This window comes from Cupriavidus sp. CER-90, assembly GCF_057652055.1.
This window is the reverse complement of sequence record NZ_JBYGYM010000001.1, coordinates 1,377,050-1,397,622: the sequence shown is the minus strand read 5'-3', so window position 1 is coordinate 1,397,622 and position 20,573 is coordinate 1,377,050. Positions and strand designations below refer to the sequence as shown.

Annotated in this window: 19 protein-coding genes; 9 read left to right on the top strand and 10 right to left on the bottom strand. The window is 67.6% G+C overall.

The window, feature by feature from the left end:
- Positions 1–75 precede the first annotated feature (75 nt).
- Positions 76–966, bottom strand: a complete 891-nt coding sequence (locus AC24R4_RS06330) for a LysR family transcriptional regulator (protein ID WP_400395034.1) — start codon at positions 964–966, stop codon at positions 76–78.
- Between the two features lie 126 nt (positions 967–1,092).
- On the opposite strand from AC24R4_RS06330, the gene AC24R4_RS06325 reads away from it, so the two are divergent.
- The 3 genes from AC24R4_RS06325 to AC24R4_RS06315 all read left to right on the top strand — a co-directional run bounded on the left by AC24R4_RS06325 (position 1,093) and on the right by AC24R4_RS06315 (position 5,182).
- Positions 1,093–2,904, top strand: a complete 1,812-nt coding sequence (locus AC24R4_RS06325) for an acyl-CoA dehydrogenase family protein (RefSeq protein ID WP_400395036.1) — start codon at positions 1,093–1,095, stop codon at positions 2,902–2,904.
- Positions 2,905–2,994: 90 nt separating this feature from the next.
- Positions 2,995–3,993: a Bug family tripartite tricarboxylate transporter substrate binding protein gene (locus tag AC24R4_RS06320; protein WP_400395038.1), complete on the top strand. Its 999-nt coding sequence runs from the start codon at positions 2,995–2,997 to the stop codon at positions 3,991–3,993.
- A 31-nt stretch (positions 3,994–4,024) separates the two neighbouring features.
- Positions 4,025–5,182 carry a CaiB/BaiF CoA transferase family protein gene (locus AC24R4_RS06315; protein WP_400395039.1) on the top strand — a complete coding sequence of 386 codons (1,158 nt, stop codon included), beginning with the start codon at positions 4,025–4,027 and terminating at the stop codon, positions 5,180–5,182.
- Between the two features lie 176 nt (positions 5,183–5,358).
- Here AC24R4_RS06315 and AC24R4_RS06310 read toward each other — a convergent pair whose 3' ends face one another.
- The 4 genes from AC24R4_RS06310 to AC24R4_RS06295 form a co-directional block, all read right to left on the bottom strand.
- Positions 5,359–7,068: a lactate permease LctP family transporter gene (locus AC24R4_RS06310; protein WP_400395797.1), complete on the bottom strand. Its 1,710-nt coding sequence runs from the start codon at positions 7,066–7,068 to the stop codon at positions 5,359–5,361.
- A gap of 66 nt (positions 7,069–7,134) precedes the next feature.
- Positions 7,135–8,580 (bottom strand): LutB/LldF family L-lactate oxidation iron-sulfur protein, encoded by a 1,446-nt coding sequence (locus tag AC24R4_RS06305; protein ID WP_400395795.1) that lies wholly within the window; start codon positions 8,578–8,580, stop codon positions 7,135–7,137.
- Entirely contained in the window at positions 8,577–9,293 is a 717-nt protein-coding gene (locus AC24R4_RS06300; protein WP_487522515.1) for a LutC/YkgG family protein, read from the bottom strand. The genes AC24R4_RS06305 and AC24R4_RS06300 overlap by 4 nt, the downstream gene beginning before the upstream one ends.
- Positions 9,290–10,063 carry a (Fe-S)-binding protein gene (locus AC24R4_RS06295; RefSeq protein ID WP_400394740.1) on the bottom strand — a complete coding sequence of 258 codons (774 nt, stop codon included), beginning with the start codon at positions 10,061–10,063 and terminating at the stop codon, positions 9,290–9,292. The genes AC24R4_RS06300 and AC24R4_RS06295 overlap by 4 nt, the downstream gene beginning before the upstream one ends.
- 180 nt (positions 10,064–10,243) lie before the next feature.
- Between AC24R4_RS06295 and AC24R4_RS06290 the strand changes: the two genes are divergently transcribed.
- Complete coding sequence (locus tag AC24R4_RS06290) at positions 10,244–10,915, top strand: FadR/GntR family transcriptional regulator (protein WP_400394743.1); 672 nt, start codon at positions 10,244–10,246, stop codon at positions 10,913–10,915.
- Between the two features lie 111 nt (positions 10,916–11,026).
- Here AC24R4_RS06290 and AC24R4_RS06285 read toward each other — a convergent pair whose 3' ends face one another.
- Entirely contained in the window at positions 11,027–12,124 is a 1,098-nt protein-coding gene (locus AC24R4_RS06285; protein ID WP_400394751.1) for an AI-2E family transporter, read from the bottom strand.
- A 182-nt stretch (positions 12,125–12,306) separates the two neighbouring features.
- Here AC24R4_RS06285 and AC24R4_RS06280 point away from each other — a divergent pair, with 182 nt between their 5' ends.
- Both AC24R4_RS06280 and eutC read left to right on the top strand, forming a co-directional pair.
- Complete coding sequence (locus AC24R4_RS06280; RefSeq protein ID WP_400394745.1) at positions 12,307–13,689, top strand: ethanolamine ammonia-lyase subunit EutB; 1,383 nt, start codon at positions 12,307–12,309, stop codon at positions 13,687–13,689.
- 19 nt (positions 13,690–13,708) lie between these two features.
- On the top strand, positions 13,709–14,530 hold the full coding sequence (eutC, locus tag AC24R4_RS06275; protein ID WP_400394748.1) for an ethanolamine ammonia-lyase subunit EutC: 822 nt from the start codon (positions 13,709–13,711) through the stop codon (positions 14,528–14,530).
- A gap of 23 nt (positions 14,531–14,553) precedes the next feature.
- On the opposite strand, the gene AC24R4_RS06270 is transcribed toward eutC, so the two are convergent.
- The 3 genes from AC24R4_RS06270 to AC24R4_RS06260 all read right to left on the bottom strand — a co-directional run bounded on the left by AC24R4_RS06270 (position 14,554) and on the right by AC24R4_RS06260 (position 17,409).
- Entirely contained in the window at positions 14,554–15,030 is a 477-nt protein-coding gene (locus AC24R4_RS06270) for an aminoacyl-tRNA deacylase (RefSeq protein WP_153948646.1), read from the bottom strand.
- Positions 15,031–15,065: 35 nt separating this feature from the next.
- Positions 15,066–16,010, bottom strand: a complete 945-nt coding sequence (locus AC24R4_RS06265; RefSeq protein WP_487522514.1) for a LysR family transcriptional regulator — start codon at positions 16,008–16,010, stop codon at positions 15,066–15,068.
- A gap of 85 nt (positions 16,011–16,095) precedes the next feature.
- The gene (locus AC24R4_RS06260; RefSeq protein WP_400396689.1) at positions 16,096–17,409 is read right to left on the bottom strand and encodes an MFS family transporter; all 1,314 of its coding nucleotides are present in this window, start codon (positions 17,407–17,409) and stop codon (positions 16,096–16,098) included.
- Positions 17,410–17,687: 278 nt separating this feature from the next.
- On the opposite strand from AC24R4_RS06260, the gene AC24R4_RS06255 reads away from it, so the two are divergent.
- The 3 genes from AC24R4_RS06255 (at position 17,688) to AC24R4_RS06245 (ending at position 20,000) form a co-directional block, all read left to right on the top strand.
- Positions 17,688–18,128: a hypothetical protein gene (locus tag AC24R4_RS06255; protein WP_487522513.1), complete on the top strand. Its 441-nt coding sequence runs from the start codon at positions 17,688–17,690 to the stop codon at positions 18,126–18,128.
- Between the two features lie 124 nt (positions 18,129–18,252).
- Positions 18,253–19,410 carry an acyl-CoA dehydrogenase family protein gene (locus AC24R4_RS06250; RefSeq protein WP_400397195.1) on the top strand — a complete coding sequence of 386 codons (1,158 nt, stop codon included), beginning with the start codon at positions 18,253–18,255 and terminating at the stop codon, positions 19,408–19,410.
- Positions 19,411–19,454: 44 nt separating this feature from the next.
- Positions 19,455–20,000, top strand: a complete 546-nt coding sequence (locus tag AC24R4_RS06245) for a hypothetical protein (protein ID WP_153948641.1) — start codon at positions 19,455–19,457, stop codon at positions 19,998–20,000.
- 86 nt (positions 20,001–20,086) lie between these two features.
- On the opposite strand, the gene AC24R4_RS06240 is transcribed toward AC24R4_RS06245, so the two are convergent.
- Positions 20,087–20,458 (bottom strand): PHA-granule associated protein 4, encoded by a 372-nt coding sequence (locus AC24R4_RS06240; RefSeq protein WP_153948640.1) that lies wholly within the window; start codon positions 20,456–20,458, stop codon positions 20,087–20,089.
- Positions 20,459–20,573: the final 115 nt, after the last annotated feature.

The window sequence follows — 20,573 nt, the reverse complement described above, 5'->3', positions numbered from 1 at the left end:
TCCACGCGTACTTCATAGCCACTGGCCCCTGGGCCGGTGGCTTTTTCTTTTGCCCCGGGGGCCGGCGTTCTCCAGCTAGACGCCGGCCTGCGCAGCCGCCCTGACGTTGGCCACGAAGTGGTCGCGTGCGGGATGATCGGGTGCCTGCTTCCACACGCAATAGACCTCCGAGGGCACCGTGGCGTCGGCCAGCGGCCGGAACGCCGCCCCCGCCATGCCGGATCGCGCCATGGCTGCCGGCACCACGGCCACCCCCATGCCCTGCGACACCAACGACACCACCGACAACCAGTGGCGCACCTCGTGCCGGATGCGCGGATAGAAGCCATGTGCCGCGCACATGTCGAAGATGCGGCTGTAATAGTCGGGCGAGGCCTTGCGCGAAAACAGCACAAACGGCTCGCCGCGCAGGTCGGTCAGGGCCACCGTATCGCTGGCGGTCAGCCGGTGGTCGGCCGGCATGCAGCAGACGAACGGTTCGGCATGCGCCAGCGTGGCCGCCAGTTCATCGGGCACCCGGCTGGTGTGGACAAAGCCCGCATCGAGCTCGCCATGCAGCAGGGCGTCGATCTGTTCCTGCGAATTGAGTTCGGTCAGCGCCACATGGATGCCCGGATAGCGGCGCTGGAATTCCTGCAGCCGCTGCGGCAACCCGCGATACAGCATCGACCCGACAAAGCCCACCCGCAGCCGGCCCACCGCGCCGGCCTCGATCTCGCGCGCCAGCAGCCGCGCCGATTCGGCCTGCGCCAGCAAGGCAATAGCCGATTCCTGAAATGCCCGGCCGGCGGCGGTCAGGCGCACGCCGCGACTGTCGCGCTCGAACAGACGGGCACCCACCGATGCCTCGAGCTGCTGGATATTGAGCGACAGCGGCGGCTGTGAAATCGACAGGCGCCGGGCGGCGCGCCCGAAGTGCAGTTCCTCGGCCAGCACGAGGAAGTAACGCAGGTGGCGGAATTCCATGGCGATACAAATTTTGTATTGATCAAGCCAATTTTAGAATTGGACGCGAATCGTTGGCCACCAAATAATGGATCCCAAACCATCCCGCCCGCCGTTCTGCAGGGCAGGGAGCCACGGAGACACCGCATGCCGACCAGCGCCACCCGCCCCGCCGCATCGCAGCCCGCGCGAGATGCCCGGCCCGACGCACAGCCAGATGCCCATCCGGTACCCGACCGCCATGGATCGAGCCTGTTCACGGCCGACCCCGACCTGCGGGCGCTGCTGCCGCTGTACCTGCCGGCCGACCTGTTCAATCACCTGCTGCCGCATCTGGAGCGCATGGGCGCGCTGGCCGGCGGCGTGCTCGACGAACTGGCCAACGTGGCCGACCACGAGCCGCCGACGCTGTCGCACCGGACGCGCACGGGGCTGGACGGCCAGCGCATCCACAAGCATCCGGCCTATGTCGAACTGGAACGCGTGGCGTTCTCGGAATTCGGCCTGGCCGCCGCGTCGCATCGTGGCGGGGTGCTGGGCTGGGACAAGCCGATGCCGCCGGCAGCCAAGTACGCGCTGACCTATCTGTTCGTGCAGGCGGAATTCGGGCTGTGCTGCCCGCTGTCGATGACCGATTCGCTGACGCGCACGCTGCGCAAGTTCGGCGCGCCGGCGCTGGTGGACCGATTCCTGCCGAACCTGACCACGCAGGTGTTCGACGACCTGTACCAGGGCGCGATGTTCATGACCGAACAGGGCGCCGGCTCCGATGTGGCAGCCACGGCCACGCGGGCGATCCGCGACGACAGCGCCGAAGGCGGCTGGCGCCTGGTGGGCGACAAGTGGTTCTGCTCCAACCCCGACGCCGCACTGGCCATGGTGCTGGCGCGCGTCGAAGAGGCCGATGGCACGGCCGTGGACGGCATCAAGGGCGTGTCGCTGTTCCTGCTGCCGCGCACGCTGGCCGATGGCAACGCCAACCACTACCGCATCATCCGTCTCAAGGACAAGCTGGGCACGCGCTCGATGGCCAGCGGCGAAATCCGCCTGGAAGGCGCGCACGCGCACCTGGTGGGCGAACTGGGCCGTGGCTTCGTGCAGATGGCCGACATGATCAACAACTCGCGGCTGTCCAACGGCGTGCGGGCGGCCGGCCTGATGCGCCGCGCGCTGACCGAGGGCCAGTTCATCGCCCGCGAGCGCCGCGCCTTCGGCAAGCGGCTGGCCGACATGCCGCTGATGCGCCGCCAGTTGCTCAAGCTCACGCTGCCCACCGAGCAGGCCCGCACGATGGTGTTCCAGACCGCCGAGGCGCTGCGCCGAGCCGACGCGGGCGAGGCCGACGCCTATCCGCTGATGCGCATCCTGACGCCGCTGATCAAGTTCCGCGCCTGCCGCGACGCCCGCAAGGTGACCGGCGATGCGATGGAGATTCGCGGCGGCTGCGGCTACATCGAGGAATGGAGCGATCCGCGCCTGGTGCGCGACGCCCATCTGGGATCGATCTGGGAGGGCACCAGCAATATCGTCGCACTCGACGTGCTGCGCGCCATCCGCCGCGAAGGCTCACTGCCGGTGCTGCAGGCGCATCTGTCCGCTCTGCTGCAGGACACGCCGCTGCAGGCGCAGGCGCGCGAAGTCTTTGCCGCGGCCATCGCCAACGCCGCCGCACTGGCCGCGCGGGCGGCCGATGCCGGTGCCGATGGCGACGTGCTGGCCCGCCAGGCCGCGTCGGCGCTGTACCACGTGACCAGTGCCGTCGCCATGGCCTGGGAAGCGGGCCGGATCGGCTCGGTGCGTCGCATGCGCCTGGCGCAACTGGTGCTCGTCCATCGCGTGCTGCCGCAAGACCCGCTGGGCGGCGGCACCGAACCCGAATGGCTGGCCGATACCGTGGCCCCGCCTGCCGATGGCGTGGTGCGCGCGGCCGGCCCGGTCGATCAGGTCAACGTGTTCTGACGTTTGGCAGTCTGCTGTTCTTGAACGGGCGCGCGCCCCCAACCCGAATCGCGCGCCCGATATAAAAAGCTTCACCGGAGACAACGCATCATGCCCCAATGGCACCGCCGCGCGGCCCTGGCCGCATTTGCCTCGATGGCCGCCTGCACGCTGCTTGCAGCGGCCAGCCCTGCCTTCGCGCAGAAGGACTTCCCGAGCAAGCCGATCATGCTGGTGGTGACCTACCCGCCGGGCGGCCCCACCGATGCGATGGCCCGCACGCTGGCCGCCGCGCTGAAGAACAGCCTGGGCCAGCCCGTGGTGGTGGAAAACCGCGCCGGTGCGGGCGGCAACATCGGCGCCGAGGTGGTGGCGCGGGCCGAACCCGATGGCTACACGCTGATGTTCGGCACGTCGGCGCCGCTGGCAATCAACGTTAGCCTGTATCGCAAGATCAACTACGACCCGGTGAAGAGCTTCGCGCCGGTGATCCAGATCGGCCAGTTGCCCAATGTGCTGGTGGTGAATCCGGCCGTGCCGGCCAGGAACGTGCAGGAGCTGATCGCCTACGGCAAGGCGCATCCGGGCAAGCTCAGCTACGCGTCGTCGGGCAACGGGGCGTCGTCGCACCTGGCCGGCGTGCTGTTCAACAACCTGGCCGGCACCGATTTCCAGCACGTGCCGTACAAGGGCACCGGCCCGGCGCTGAACGATCTGCTGGGCGGGCAGGTGAGCATGACCTTCACCGACGTGCTGACCGCGCTGCCATTCATCAAGAGCGGCAAGGTGCGCGCGCTGGGCGTGACCACCAGGGGCCGCTCGCAGGCGCTGCCCGATGTGCCGACCGTGGCCGAACAGGGTGTTGCCGGGTTCGATGTTTCGGTATTCTTTGGCGTGGTGGCACCGGCGGGCACGCCCCCTGCCGTCATCGGCAAGCTGAACCATGCGTTCGCCGACGCGCTGCAGCAGCCCGAAGTCCGCAAGACGCTGCTGGCGCAGGGGCTGGAACTGGCGCCGTCCACGTCGCCGGAACAGCTGGGCAACTTCGTCAAGGCCGAGGTCGGCAAATGGCGTACCGTCGTGCAGAAATCCGGCGCACAGCTGGACTGACATCACGACAACAGCCTCACAAGGAAGAGACATGACGCCATCCCAAACCGGCACGAGCGGCACGAGCGGCGCGCTGGCCGGCATCCGCGTAGTGGATTTGTCACGCATCCTGGGTGGCCCGTTCTGCGGGCAGATCCTGGGAGATCACGGCGCCGACGTGCTCAAGATCGAACCGCCGCAGGGCGACGACACGCGCACCTGGGGGCCGCCGTTCCGCGACGGCGTGGCGTCGTACTACTTCGGCCTGAACCGCAACAAGCGCGTGATGAAGCTGGATCTGAGCGCCGACGCCGACCGCGCGGTGCTGCTGGCCCTGCTGGCCGATGCCGATGTGCTGGTCGAAAATTTCAAGACCGGCACGATGGAGAAATGGGGGCTGGGCTACGACGCGCTGTCGCAGCGTTTTCCGCGCCTGGTGCATTGCCGCGTGTCGGGCTTCGGTGCCGATGGCCCGCTGGGCGGCCTGCCCGGCTACGACGCCGCCATCCAGGCGATGGCCGGCATCATGAGCATCAACGGCGAACCCGACCGCGACCCGCTGCGCGTGGGTTTGCCGGTGGTCGACATGGTGACGGGCCTGAACGCGGCGCTGGGCGTGCTGCTGGCGCTGCAGGAGCGTGAGCGCAGCGGGCGCGGACAGTTCGTCGAGGCGGCGCTGTATGACTCCGGCCTGTCGCTGCTGCATCCGCACGCGGCCAACTGGTTCATGAGCGGCAAGACGCCGGGCCGTACCGGCAACGCGCATCCCAACATCTACCCGTACGACACGGTGGCCACGGCGACCGATCCGATCTTCCTGGCGGTGGGCAACGACCGGCAGTTCCGCATCTTCTGCGAGCACATCGGCGTGGCGGAACTGGCCGACGACGAACGCTTTGCCACGGCCGGCGCGCGCTCGGTCAACCGGGCGCAGCTCAAGGGCACGCTGGAATCGAAGCTGGCCGCGTGGGACGGCAAGGCGCTGGCCGACGAACTGTCGGCGGCCGGCGTGCCATGCGCGCCCGTGCTGTCGGTGCCCGACGCGCTGACGCATCCGCACACCGCGCACCGCGAGATGGTGGTGGAGATGCCCGGCGGCTACAAGGGCCTGGGTGCCCCGGTCAAGCTGAGCCGCACGCCGGCCACGTACCGGTATGCACCGCTGACGGAGGGCAATGCGTTCCTGCCGAGAGAAGCGGCAAACGATTGAGGTGGCTGTTGCGCCCCGTTGCGCCCTGTTGCTCCCCTCTCCCGCACGGCGGGAGAGGGGTTGGGGGAGAGGGCCGGCAGTTCAAACAGCGACACGTCGCAATGTGAACCTCAACGCCCTCTCCCCCACCCCTCTCCCATCAATGGGAGAGGGGAGCGCATAGCAAGCGGTGTCGCTCACCCCGGAATCATCCCCGTCAGCCAGTAAGCCTGGATCATCGTGATCACGCCCACGATGAACGCGAACAGCAGGCTGTGCTTGACCGTGAAGCGGAACAGTTCGGATTCCTTGCCGACCAGCCCGGTTGCCGCGCAGGCCACGGCGATCGACTGCGGCGAGATCATCTTGCCCGTCACGCCGCCCGTGGTGTTGGCGGCCACCAGCAGCGTGTCCGACACGCCGATCTGGTGCGCCGTGGTGTGCTGCAGCGAGCAGAACAGCGCGTTCGACGACGTGTCCGAGCCGGTCAGGAACACGCCCAGCCAGCCCAGCAGCGGTGAGAAGAACGGGAACGCCGCGCCGGTACCGGCCAGCAGCAGCGCCAGCGTGGACGACATGCCCGAGTAGTTGGCCACGAAGGCAAAGGCCAGCACCAGGCCGATCGACAGCACCGGGCGGCGCAGTTCCAGCAGCGTTTCGAGGAACGTGGCGATGGCGTCGCGCGGCTTCATGCGCAGCAGCGCCACCGAGATGACCGCCGTCAGCAGGATGGCTGTGCCCACGGCCGACAGCAGGTCGAGCTTCAGCACTGCCTCGTAAGGCTTGGGCGATGCCACGATTGGCGCGGCCTTGATGACGAGCTGGTCCAGCATCGGCACCTTGAACTTCAGCACCGAACCGGCCAGCGCCCCGCTGCCGGCAAACAGCGCCTTGAACGACGGCAGGCTCCACACCGTGACAATGGCCGTCAGGATGCCGAACGGCGCCCAGGCGCGCACGGTCTGGCCAAACGTGTACGGCGATGGCTTGCGGTTCGACGGCGCGCCCATGCCGCCGCCAAAGCCGGCCATGGCCACCGTGCCGCCCGACATCGTGCCGACGGACGCGCCACGTGCCGCCTGCGAGGCCGAACGCGGCTGCCACACGCGCAGGAACGACGCCAGCGCGATCAGGCTGACCAGTGCGGACGTGATATCCGGCAGCTCGGGCCCGATGTGGTTCGACGTGAAGTACTGCGTCACCGCGAAGCTGCCGCCCACCACGAACGCGGCGGGCCACGTCTCGCGCACGCCCTTCCAGCCGTCCATCATGAACACCAGCCAGAACGGCACGGCAAGCGACAGCAGCGGCAACTGGCGGCCGGCCATCGCGCCGATGTGCATCGGGTCGATGCCCGTGACCTGGCCGGCGACGATGATGGGGATGCCCATCGCGCCGAAGGCCACCGGCGCCGTGTTGGCGATCAGGCAGAGCCCGGCCGCGTACAGCGGGTTGAAGCCCAGGCCGACCAGCAGCGCGGCGGTAATGGCCACCGGCGCGCCAAAGCCGGCCGCGCCTTCCAGGAACGCGCCGAACGCAAAGCCGATCAGCAGCATCTGCAGGCGCTGGTCGTCGGTGATCGACAGCACCGACGCGCGGATCACGTCGAACTGGCCGGTCTTCACGACGATCTTGTACAGGAACACCGCCGTGACGATGATCCAGGCGATGGGCCACAGCCCGTAGGCAAAGCCGAATCCGGCGGCGGCAAACGCCTGCTGCGCGGGCATGCCGTAGGCGAAGATCGCCACGGCCAAGGCCAGCGCCAGCGTAACGGCGGCCGCCACGTGGCCTTTCATGCGCAGCACGGCCAGCGCGACGAAGAAGAACAGGATGGGTACCGCCGCGGCGAGCGCGGACAGCCAGAGGCTGCCCAGCGGCGTATAGAGCTGGGTCCAGGGTTGCACGGGATGTCTCCTCGTTGGTGTTTGGGTTCTTGAATTCTTGTGGTGGCGGCGCGCGTGCCGGCGCGGCTACTCGGGCTGGTTCCGTTCGGCCAGCAGGTCCGACAGGCTCCTGGGCGCGGGCGTCAGCGGCTTGCGGTGCTGGGTCCACCCCATCTGCGCCGCCGGCGTGAAGGCGCGCAGCCGCGTGGCGGCCCAGCGGAACACGCGGTAGGCGGCCGGATGCGCGAACGCCCCGCTCCAGAAGCGCCATACCAGGTGTTCGCGCTTGCTGTACTTGGCGCCCTGGCCCTTCAGCGGATGCGGCACGGCCTCGTCGGGGTTGCGGTTCGCTTCGGTACGCAGCCGCACCAGCAGTTGCGGAATCGGAATGCGCACCGGGCACACCTCGCCGCAGGCGCCGCACAGGCTCGATGCGGTCGGCAGGTCGGCCGTGGCGTCGAGACCCAGCAGGTGGGGCGAGATGATCTTGCCGATCGGGCCCGGATAGGTCGTGCCGTAGGCGTGGCCGCCGATGCGCGTATAGACCGGGCAATGGTTCATGCAGGCGCCGCAGCGGATGCACTGCAAGGTGGCGCGCAGCTGCGCGTCGGCATAGGCCTGGCTGCGGCCGTTGTCGAGCAGCACCAGGTGCACTTCGCGCGGGCCATCCATCTGGCCGGGCTGGCGCGGGCCGGAAATCAGGTTGAAGTAGGTGGTGATGGCCTGGCCCGTGGCCGAGCGCGTCAGCAGGCTCGACAGCGGCACGATATGCGCCAGGCTGGCCACCACCTTTTCCATGCCCATGACGGCCACGTGCACGTTGGGCACGGTGGTGGAAAGGCGGCCGTTGCCTTCGTTCTCCACCAGCCACAGCGTGCCGGTGTCGGCCGCCGCGAAGTTCACGCCCGACAGCCCGATGTCGGCTTCCACGAACGCCTGGCGCAATGCGCGCCGGCCGGTCTGGATCAGTGCGTCCACGTCTTCGGTGTAGGGCGTGTCCGGGATGTGCTGTTCGAACAGCGTGGCGATATCGGCCTTGGTCTTGTGGATCGCCGGCATGACGATGTGCGACGGCTTCTCGCCGGCCATCTGGACGATGTACTCGCCCATGTCCGATTCGATGCAGTCGATGCCGCGTTCGGCCAGGTAATGGTTCAGCTCCATTTCCTCGCTGGCCATCGACTTGCCCTTGATCACGCGCTTCGCGGCGTGGGTCTGGGCGATGCGATGGATGATCGCGTTGGCCTCGTCGGCCGTCTCAGCCCAATGGACCTGCACGCCGGCCCGGGTCAGGTTGGCTTCGAGCTGCGTCAGCAGGTCGGGCAGGTTGGCCAGCGCGTGCTGGCGCACCGCTTCGCCGAGGTCGCGCAGGTGTTCCAGCTCGTCCCCGTCGGGAAACTGCACGGCGCGCTTCTGCTGCAGGAAATCCATCGCGCCGCGAAAGCTCTGGCGCAGCTTGGGATCGTCCAGCGCCTCGCGTGCCCGGGCACGGAAGTCGGCGGCGGGAACGAAATGCAGGGTCTGCTGGCTCATTGTGCGGCGCCTCCGGCGTGATCGTTGACGATGACCACCCAGAGCTGGCGCGGGCCATGGGCGCCGTAGGCCAGCGTCTGCTGGATGTCGGAGGTCTTGGACGGGCCCGACACCATCACCAGGTTGGTGGGCATGCCATCGGTCCAGCGTTCGGCACGCACGGCGCTGTGCAGGTCCGGATGCAGCGTGGAGGCGTAGACCAGCGCGATATGGATCGGCGGCACCAGCGACATCGTGCGCGGCGACCCGGCATCGGGGGCCAGCACCAGCGTGCCGGTGGCGGCCAGGCCCGAGCGGGCGACCGTGAAGCCGGCATCGACGGTATCGAACAGCTCGGCCTTCCATGCATCGATCGGGCGGTCGAAATCCCGCGTGACGATGCCGGCCGGCAGCGCCTGCGCCAGCGCGGCGCCTTCGGGGCGGGCGGTATCCAGCAGCAGCCGGCGTACGCCTTCGGCGGCGAGCCGCGTCGCCACCCAGGCGGGCCAGTCGGCACCGTCGGTACGGAACACCTCGGCATGCGACGCGCGCAGCGCGGCCTGCATCGACGCGACCATGGCGTCAACCGGCGGGCGCCCGCCGCGCTGGGTGTCGAAATGGGCGTCGATGCGGCGATCCAGCGCGGCGGTGTCCGTGGCCAGGGTCGATCCGGAAGTGGGCACGGCGGCGCGCAGACGGCCCAGCATGCGCTCGCGCGCGGTCATGGCGGTCATGCGGCACCTCCGGTACGGCGCCAGAGGAACGACGCCAGATGCTCCACCGGCAGCGGGGCGCCCGCATGGGCCGCGGCGTGGCCGATATTGAGCAGGCAGCCGCAGTCGGCGGACACGAGGCGGTCGCAGCCGGTGGCGCAGGCGGAAGCCACCTTGTCGCGCACCATGGCGCCCGAGATATCGGCGTGCTTGAGCGAGAACGTGCCGCCAAAGCCACAGCATTCCGATTCCCGCACGTGCTCGACGCGAGTCACGCCCGGCAGCGCATCGACCAGCGCCACGCCATGGGCCCGCGTACCCATTTCTCGACGTGCGGCGCACGAGGTGTGCAGCACCACGCGTTCGTGATCGCCGGCCGGCACGTCGTCAAAGCGCACATGCAGCACATGGAGCAGGAATTCCGCCAGTTCGTAGACCCGCCCGGCGATGTCGCTGGCCAGCCGTGCCGCGTCAGGGTCATCGGCGAACAGCGTCGGCCAGTGGTGGCGCATCATGCCGCCGCACGACCCCGACGGCACGATGATCGGCCAGGGTTCGCGGAACAGTTCCAGCTGGGCGCGCGCCACCTTGCGGGCCTGCTCGGGATTGCCGCTGCTGTAGGCCGGCTGCCCGCAGCAGCTCTGGCCGCGTGGAAAGTGGACGGTCAGGCCTTCGCGCTCCAGCAGACGCACGGCGTCGAGGCCGGCTTGTGGAACGAACAGGTCGACGAGACAGGTGCCGAACAGATAGACCTGTTGCGGGGCGGTCGTGGGGTATTGCCTGGATTGCATTGTCTGCCTCCGGTATGGCGCCGGCGCGGGTGACGCGCTTTGCGGCATTTTTGAGCGCATAATTCCCGCTCCCGCGCCGGAGCACAAATTGGTTGGACCAATCCGGCAAGTGGGGCCGGCAACAGGGGACTGGGAAGGGGATCGATGGGGGGCAGCGCACGCAATCGCGTGGAAGACATCATGCGCAGGATGGAGACCGCGTTGCTGGACGGCACGTGGCCCGTGGGCACCCGCCTGCCCGCCGAACGTGTGCTGGCCGAGCAGTACGCCGTGGCACGCAACACGATCCGCGAGGCAATCCAGCGGCTGGCGGCGCGCGGGCTGCTGCAGAGCCGGCGCGGCGCCGGCGTATACGTCACCGATCAGCTGCGCACCGGCATTGCGTCGCCCTGGGGCCAGCTGGTGGCCGACCACCCGGCGCTGCGCGACGACATTCTGGAGTTCCGCCGGGTGCTGGAGGGCGCCACCGCCTACTTTGCCGCGCTGCGCGCCGACGCTGCCGATCTGAAGCGTATACGTGCCCTGCTCAAGGAGCTGGAGCGATCGCGCAAGGCCGACGACAAGGGCGCCGAGGCCGATGCCGACGCGAAGCTACACGACGCGATTGCCCAGGCGTCGCACAACACCATGTTCCTGCACCTGCATACGAGCGTGATCGGCATGTTGCGCGAACACATCACGATCAACGGCACCGGGCTGCGCGAGGCCGACGGGGAATCGTCGGACCTGCTGCTGCGCCAGCACCGCACGCTATGCGAAGCCATCCTGGCGCGCCGGCCCGAAGAGGCGCGCACGGCCATGCAGACCCATATCGATTTCGTGCGCAGCAAGGTGGACGGCGAAAGCGCCTGAGCGGCCCCGCCGGGGCAGGGCCGGGCGGCTTGCCCGCGCCGTCGGCCGTAATTGGTCGTACCAGTTGCTGCGTACCCGTTCCCAATGGAATCAGGGACTTGGCGCGGCGGGTTACACCAGCCCGGAATTCGTCAACTCGCGCTTCGCGTAGGCGTAGAAGATCGGGCCGGCGATCACGCCCGGGATGCCGTACAGCGTTTCCATCACCAGCATCACCGTCAGCAGCTCCCACGCGGCCGCCTGTATACGCGCGCCGATGATGCGGGCGTTCAGGAAGTATTCGAGCTTGTGGATCACCACGAGGAAGAACAGCGACACGATGGCGATCGGCAGCGACACCGACAGCGACGCGATCACGATGGCCGTGTTAGAGATCAGGTTGCCCAGCACCGGCAGCAGCCCGGCAACGAAGGTGATGGCCACCAGCGTCTTGGACAGCGGCAGGTGCTGGTGGAACAGCGGCAGCGCCACCAGCAGGTAGATCGACGTCAGGATGGTGTTGATCGACGAGATCTGGATCTGGGCGAAGATGAACTGGGCGAACGACTGCTGCAGCGTGCGCGCGCGGTCGATCAGCGCCCCGGCCAGCGGCCGGCGGTTGGGCCGTGAAATGGCGCGGTACAGCGCCACCATGGCGCCGATGATCAGGCCCAGCAGGATATGCAGCAGGGTGCGCAGGATATCGGTGCCCAGCCGCTGCGCCATCTGGGCATGCTCGCGCATGGCGCCCAGCAGCGTGGTGACCAGTTCCTCGGTGCCGCTGGGCAGGTAATCGCTGAGCCAGGTGGGCAGCTGGGTGCGGGACTGGTCGATGATGTCGGCGGCATGGTCCAGCAGCCGCTCGACGGTGGCGCTGTCCACGTTCAGGAAATGCACCAGCGCCCAGATGCCGCCGGTCAGCGCCAGCACGATGATGGCGGACAGGATGGCCACGGCCAGCGCATCGCGCCGGGAATGGGTCAGGCGGGGCGCCAGCACGTCGACCAGCGAATACAGCAGCAGCCCCGCCAGCAGCGCCGCCACCAGGTTGGCATGCATGACCAGCAGCAGCGCGCCGGCGGTCAGGACATAGGACACCACCGTGACGCTGAACTCGCTTCCCGGCGCCAGGCGCGGGCGGGCCGATGACGGGGAGGGCGGGGATGAGGACGTGGTGTCGTTCAGGGCGCCATGGTTGGCGCGGTCTTCCGGGTTTTCCAGCTGCGGCATGTCTCGGCTGAGCACGATTGAATTGGAATGAGTAGGCGGATTGTCGACGTGGCGCGTAACAATGGCAAGACAGCTTGCGCAGACAAGCGATCCTGCCCGCGCCGGGCGCGGAACTTGCGTCGTCGCCGTGGCCTATATTGGGGAGCAGAAGACGGCGCAGCCGCGCCAGGAGACCGCCTGCCATGGCCTTTACCCAGACCGTCGGCGTCTGCCGGCATGTGTTTGCCGACCTGCGCACGCTGCTGGCCCGCGCCAGCCCCGCGCGCTCGGGCGACGCGCTGGCCGGCATCGGCGCCGCCAGCGAGGAAGAGCGGATGGCCGCCCGCATGGCGCTGGCCGACATGCCGCTGGCCCGCTGCCTGACCGAGGCGCTGATTCCGTACGAGGACGACGAGGTCACGCGGCTGATCGTCGACAGCCACGATGCGGCGGCCTTTGCCGAGATCGCCAGCCTGACCGTGGGCGACTTCCGCAACTGGCTGCTGCGCCACGAGACCGATTCGGCCACGCTGGCACGGGTGGCACCCGGTATCACCCCGGAGATGGCGGCGGCCGTCAGCAAGCTGATGCGCAACCAGGACCTGGTGGCGGTGGCGCGCAAATGCCAGGTCGTGACGCGCTTTCGCGGCACGATCGGCCTGCCCGGCCGCCTGGCCGTGCGGCTGCAGCCCAACCATCCGACCGACGACCCGCGCGGCATTGCGGCGTCCATCGTCGATGGGCTGCTCTACGGGTGCGGCGACGCCACGATTGGCGTCAATCCGGCCGGCGACAACCTGGGCACCATCGTCACGCTGCTGAAGCTGATCGACGATATCCGGACGCGCTACGACGTGCCCACGCAATCGTGCGTGCTGACCCACGTCACCCATACGCTGCGGGCCATGGAGCAGGGCGCGCCCGTTGACCTGGTGTTCCAGTCGGTGGCCGGCAGCCAGGCCGCCAACGCGGCGTTCGGCATCTCGCTGGCGCTGCTGGACGAGGCGCGCCAGGCGGCGCTGTCGCTGGCGCGCGGCACGGTGGGCCACAACGTGATGTACTTCGAGACCGGCCAGGGCAGCGCGCTGTCGGCCAATGCTCACCACGGCATCGACCAGCAGACCATGGAGGCCCGCGCCTATGCCGTGGCGCGGCGCTTCGAGCCGTTGCTGGTCAATACGGTGGTCGGCTTTATCGGCCCCGAGTATCTCTACGATGGCAAGCAGATCATCCGGGCCGGCCTGGAGGACCATTTCTGCGGCAAGCTGCTGGGCGTGCCGATGGGCTGCGACGTCTGCTACACGAACCACGCCGAGGCCGACCAGGACGACATGGACACGCTGCTGACGCTGTTCGGCGTGGCCGGCATCAACTTCATCATGGGCGTGCCGGGCGCCGACGACATCATGCTGAACTACCAGAGCACGTCGTTCCACGATGCGCTGTACCTGCGCGAGGTGCTGGGCCTGCGGCCCGCTCCGGAGTTCGAGGCATGGCTGCAGCGCATGGGCATGCTGGACAGCGCCGGCCGCCTGCTGGCGCCTTCCGCGCGCCAGCCGCTGCTGGGCATGGCCGAATCGCTGTGACCCGATCAGGAGACATCCGATGCCGAATCGTCCAGCACGCCCGGAGCATCCCGCCGATCCCTGGCAACGCCTGCGCCAGTTCACGCGCGCCCGTGTGGCCATCGGCCGCACCGGCCATGCCCAGACCACCGAAACCGTGCTGGCGTTCGGCCTGGCCCACGCGCAGGCACGCGATGCGGTACACCTGCCGCTCGATACCCAGGCCATCGACGCGGCGCTGCGGGATGCCGGGCTGGACACCGTGCATGTCCACAGCGCCGCGCAGGACCGCGACCAGTACCTGCGTCGCCCGGATCTGGGCCGCCGGCTCGACGACGACAGCCGCGCGGCGCTGGCGGCCGATGCCGGGGCCGATAACCGGGCCGATCCCGGGGCCGATCCCGGGGCCGATGCCCAGCCGTTCGACGTGGTGTTCGTGATCGCCGATGGCCTGTCCGCGCTGGCGGCGCAACGCCACGCGGTGCCGCTGCTGCAGGCCGTGCTGGCGCGGCTGCCGGCATGGCGGACCGGCCCGGTGGTGGTGGCCCGGCAGGCACGCGTGGCCCTGGGCGACGAGATCGGCGAGCGGCTGCAGGCGCGTCAGTTGGTGATGCTGATCGGCGAGCGCCCGGGGCTCAGTTCGCCGGACAGTCTGGGCATCTACCTGACCTACGATCCGCGTGTCGGTCGCACCGACGCGCAGCGCAACTGCATCTCGAACGTGCGGCCGGAAGGGCTTCCCTATGCGCAGGCGGCTGACCGTCTGGCGTTTTTGCTACGAGGGGCCGTGGCGCTGGGGCGGTCCGGGGTGGACCTGAAAGACGACAGCGCCGCCAGTGCGGCGACGCTGCCAGGGGCGTGATGCGCCCGGGAGGGCTACAAGGGCTACGACATCATCACGCGCGAGAACCTGCCGCGCTGTGCGTCTTCCATCAGCATCATGAACTGGTCGCGGTCCATGTGAACCAGTTCCAGATGGTCGCCCGCCTCGAACCAGACTTCGGGTTCGGCGAACAGGCTTTCGTCGACATAGGTCTGCATGCCGTACGACATCGCGCACGGCGGGATGGCGCCGAGATCGCAATCCTTGAAGACCTCGCGGATTTCGTCCTCGTGCGCCAGCACCAGCTTGCGGCCCGTCATGTCGCACAGGGCCGATAGCTGCAGATGGTGGTTCGACGGGATCACGGCGGCCACGTAGCCGCCTTCATCTTCCAGCAGCAGCGTCTTGGCCAGACGATGCCCCGGTACATGTGCCGCGTGCGCCGTGGCCATGCTGCTGAGACTGTAGGGGTGACGAATGATGTCGAACCGGCTGTTCATGCGGCTGAGCCGGCCAGCCAGGGTGCCTGCCATTGCCATGATCGTCTTCCTTCCCGCGCAGGGGGGGGCGCGGTTTAGTCCTGAGTGTTCTCACTATAGGCACTGTCGCCGCGCATGCGAGGCCAGATTGCCTGCAGCTCGGTCTTCAGGAAGGTTAGCAGGTAGCGCGTGGCCATGGTCTGGTAGCGGTTGGGCATGGTCAGCATGTAGAGCTTGCTGCCGAACACGCTGATGCGATAGTCGGGCAGCAGCGGCACGAGCGTGCCGTCCGCCAGGTCCTTGCCCACCGCATAGAGCGGAAAGATGCCAATGCCAAGCCCGCTGACCACGGCATCCTTCAGGAACGCAAAGTTCTCCGAGCTCAGCGTGGGCGCCAGCACCACCTGTTCGCGCACCCCGGTGGCGTGGCGGATACCCGAAGCCTTCAGTTTCTGGCCAATCGGCGATGCGCAGACGATGGCATGGGCGCCAAGGTCGGCCAGCACCGCCGGCATCGGCCGGCCCGCCAGATAGGTTGGCGCCCCGCAGACAATCCAGTCGACCGTGCCGATCTCGGTGGCCACCACCGAATCTGGCGGCGTCGAGATGATGCGCAGTGCCACCTCGACATCCTCGGACACGAGGTTGTGGATGCGGTTGTCGAACACCACGTCGAGCGTGATGTCGGGATAGCGTTGCTTGAACTGCACCAGCAGCGGCGACAGCATGGCGTGCCCCAGGCCGGTGGGTACCGACAGCCGCACATGGCCCTGCAGGCTCTTGCCCATGCTGCTGATCAGCGCATTGGCGGCCGCCACTTCGCCAAGGATGTTGCGGCCGTGCTCGTAGAGCCCGGCGCCGACCGGCGTGGGTTCCACGTGGCGCGTGGTCCGGCGCAGCAGCTGCACGCCCAGTTCCTCCTCCAGTGCCTTGAGGTGGTAGCTGACATTGGCGCGCGTCATCTTGAGCTTGCGCGCGGCGGCGCTGAGATTGCCCGCGTCGACGATATCGACGAACAGGCGCAGGGCGTTGAGATCCATGGCGAGACTGGCGCGGGAATGAAAAAGGGACCCGAAGGCCCCTCAGTTTGCCATGGCGGCAACGGCGCGCGTCCCGGCGCGGGCGTCAGTGCTCGTGATGCAGGTACTTTGCCTGGCGTGGCAGGCGCAGGCTGACCAGGAACGCGATGACCATCATGGCGGTCACGTACCAGTAGAAGGTGTCCTCCTGGCCCGCCTTTTTCAGGGCCAGCGCCACGTATTCGGCCGTACCGCCGAACAGCGCATTGGCGATGGCATAGGCCAGGCCCACGCCCAGGGCGCGCACTTCGGGCGGGAACATTTCGGCCTTCACGATGCCGCTGATCGACGTGTAGAAGCTGACGATGGCCAGGGCCACGCAGATCAGCAGGCCGGCCATTTCGGGGCTCGACACCGTCTTCAGCGCGGTCAGGATCGGTACCGTGGCAACGGCGCCGAGCGCGCCGAACAGCATCATGTTGTGGCGGCGGCCGATGCGGTCGGACAGCGCGCCGAACAGCGGCTGCATGCACATGTAGAGGAACAGGCAGACCGTCATCACGTAGCTGGTGGTCTTGATCGGCAGGTGGGCCGTGTTGACCAGGAACTTCTGCATATACGTGGTGAACGTGTAGAAGATCAGCGAGCCGCCGGCGGTATAACCGAGCACCGTGAAGAACGCGGCCTTGTGGTGCCGGAAGATCTCGCTCACCGTGCCGGCGCCCTTGCTGTTGCGCTGCTGCGCGGTGGTGGTCTCATGCAGCGTGCGGCGCAGCAACAGGGCCACCACGGCGGTGATGGCGCCCACCACGAACGGGATGCGCCAGCCATAGGACTTGAGTTGGGCTTCGGTCAGCATCTGCTCCAGCAGCACAATGACCAGCACAGCCAGCAGCTGGCCGCCGATCAGCGTCACGTACTGGAATGACGAGAAGAAGCCGCGTCGGCCCTTGAGCGCCACTTCGCTCATGTACGTGGCGGTGGTGCCGTATTCGCCGCCGACCGACAGGCCCTGCAGCAGCCGTGCCACCAGCAGCAGCGCCGGCGCCCAGTTGCCGATGGTCTCGTAGGTGGGCAGACAGGCGATCAGCAGCGAGCCGAAGCACATCATGACCACCGAAATCAGCAGCGAATTCTTGCGGCCGTTACGGTCGGCGATACGGCCGAACAGCCAGCCGCCGATCGGTCGCATCAGGAAGCCTGCCGCGAACACACCGGCAGTGTTCAGCAGTTGTGCCGTGGGGTCGCCTTTCGGGAAGAAGGCCGGCGCGAAATAGATCGCGCTGAAGGCGTAGATATAGAAGTCGAACCACTCCACGAGGTTGCCGGACGACGCCGCCACAATGGCAAAGACGCGCTTTCTGGTTTCTTCGGGGGACGGTGCCGTGCCGTGGACGGCGGAGGAGGCGATGTCTGTCATAGGACCTTCTGTTCTTGACTTGGCGGCGGGGGCGCCGCTGGAGGATACGGGCCAGGAGAGCGAGGTACGACGTGGACCGGCAAAACCGCCAGCCGGCCTGGGGGCGTCGCAAGTCCGGGCTCGTGTGCCCGCCTAGCGTAGCGCGGAACGGCCCGCCCCCCAAGGGGGGCGGCTTTCGCAATCGCCCTGGCCCTATTGCAAATGCCTTGCCACCAGCGGTTTTGCGCCGCATTGTCCGATGGGCTGGAAAGAGTTTTTACAAAGCGCGCCCTCCCGGCATGAAAATCCTGGTGGTGACCGTCGCCGCCGGGCTAACTTGCGTGGGCCGCACGGCTGCGCAATCATGCAGGGCGATTCTGAACGCCGTGCCTTTCGACCCCTTGTCCATGACCAATCCGCGTCTCCTGCCCTTCCTGCTGGCACCTTTGCTGTGGCTGCCCGCCGCGGGCGTACTGGCCGAGGGCGATCCCAACCTCGTGCAGTGCCAGCGCATCAACCAGGCGCAATTGCGGACGGCTTCCGAGGAGACGCTGCTGTTCCTGCGCTGCCGTGCGCGGCAGATTTCCTATGACGCCCCCCGGCTCAAGGGCGTGACGCAGAAATTCCGGGATGACCTCGTGTTTTCCTGCCTCGACCAGGCCGACGAGATCGAGCACCAGCTGCGGGTGGGCCATGGCTACACCCGGGAAAAGCTGGCCCGGAAGAAATGTGACTATTAGGGCCGGTTTGCGGATTGTCAAATTATCTTGACGGTTCTGTCCAAGTTGGCGTGGATTGTCAAAATCGATGGTCGGCGTACCATTGGCGGCCATTGTTGTCGTACCGACTCACCCGGAGACTGTCATGGCCCTCGACGCCGAATCCTTTTCCCTGCTGCGCACCTCGGTGCAGCGTTTCATCGATGAGCGCCTGAAGCCGGCGGAAGATATCCTTGAGGAAATCGATGACGTGCCGGCCGACATCGTGGCCGACATGAAGGAGATGGGCCTGTTCGGCATCTCCATCCCGGAAAACTACGGTGGCATCGGCCTGTCGATGTCGCAGGAATGCGATGTGGTCTACGACCTCGGCCATACGGCCTTCGCGTTCCGCTCCGTGTTCGGCACCAACGTCGGCATTGGCTCGCAGGGCATCCTGATGGATGGGACCGAGGAGCAGAAGCAGACCTACCTGCCCAGGATCGCCAGTGGCGAGCTGGTCATCTCCTTCGCGCTGACCGAGCCGAACGCCGGTTCGGACGCCGCATCGCTGCAGACGCGTGCCGAGCTCGACGGCGACCACTACGTCATCAACGGCACCAAGCGGTTCATCACCAACGCGCCGCGCGCCGGCGCCTTCACGCTGATGGCCCGCACGGGCGGCCAGGGTGCCTCGGGCATTTCGTCCTTTATCGTGCCGGCCGACACGCCGGGCATCTCGCTGGGCAAGCCCGACAAGAAGATGGGCCAGCGCGGCACCAAGACGTGCGACGTGGTGCTGGAAAACGTGCGCGTGCCGGCTGCGAACATCATCGGCGGCGTGCCGGGCGTCGGCTTCAAGACGGCCATGAAGGTGCTGGACCGTGGCCGCCTGCATATCTCCGCGCTGGCATGCGGCATGGCACATCGGCTCATTACCGATGCCGTCGCCTACGCCAAGGAGCGCAAGCAGTTCGGCAAGCCGATTGGCGACTTCCAGCTGATCCAGGCCATGCTGGCCGACAGCCAGGCCGAACTGTACGCCGGCCTGTCGATGGTGCGCGATTGCGCGCAACGCTACGACGCCAAGCCGGCCGGCCAGAGCGACCCTGAAGTCAGCATGCTGGCGTCCTGCACCAAGATGTTCTGTACCGAAATGGTGGGCCGCGTGGCCGATCGCGCCGTGCAGATCCACGGCGGCGCCGGTTACATCGCCGAATACAAGGCCGAGCGGTTCTACCGCGACGTGCGTCTGCTGCGCCTGTATGAAGGCACCACGCAGATCCAGCAACTGATCATCGCCAAACAGCTGCTGCGCGACTGATCCGGCTGACAGCAGCGGACCGACCCGAGGGGATAGGAGACAGGATGAGCAAGATCCAGGTTGCGGCCCCACAGGGGACGGCCGCTGCAGACCACGGCGCGGTGCACCGGCTCCGGGCCGTGGTGGCCACGTATCGCACCACGCTGCAGGCCTACACGCTGGTCGTGTCGGCGGACACGTTGATGGCATTGTCGACCGGCCCCGAGCCGGCGCATTCGGCGCGCGACTATCGCGCCCAGGCGCATCTGGACCGCCTGCACCACGCGGTACGCGATTGCGGGCTGGCGCTGCCCAGTGCCATCGTCGTGGCGGTGGCCGGCGGCACCATGCGCTGCGAATGCGACCATCTGTATTCGCTGGACCTCGATCCGCGCGCGGGCGACAGCCTGATCGTGCTCGATGGCTACGACCGCCTGGTCGAACTGGCCGATAGCGGGCGCGGCCATATCAAGACGCTGGTCACGGCGGTGCTTTGCTCCAACGTGACGACTGCTGCCGAGGCTCCCATGCCTGCCACGGAAGCCGACTGTGCGCTGATGCACGTGTCGGCCGCCGCGCGCTGGGCCGGCGCCACGCGCGTCTGGCAATAAGGCGCGGCTGGCAATAAGTCCAACAGTTAGCCGGACGGTCGTCCCGGCATTGAGCGCGACGGTGACGCTACCCGCAAGATCCGGGCTCAGGCCCAGACCGCGTCGACGTCGCGTAGCAGATGGCCCGCCAGGATGTAGTCTCCAAGGCGCGTTGCCTTGGCTTCCAGATCCAGCAAGTCGCGGTCGGCCAGCAGGCCAAGGTCGAACTGGCAGTACAGGTTGCGCTGCCGGAACGTGGTCTTGGGCCTGCCCAGCCCCGCTTGCAGGGCTTCAGGTGTGCGGACGGCGACACTTTCCTGTCCGCGGTATTGCACCTTGATGCCGCGCTTCTCGCCAAGCCGGCCGAGTTCGATGGCGTCCTGCCATCCCGTCTCATAGTCCAGCTCAAGCCCAAGCGCCTGCTCCGAGGCCAGAAGCCTGAGGGCTTCCGCCTTGCTGCCAGCTCGCACAATTGACATCCACACCTCAAGTCTCAAGAAAGACTGTATAAATATACAGTGTTCGGTCGCTTGTCTCAAGGGTCGTGAGGCGCCAGCGGCTCACACGGCCCCCGCAGCCCGCGGCCAAAGGGAC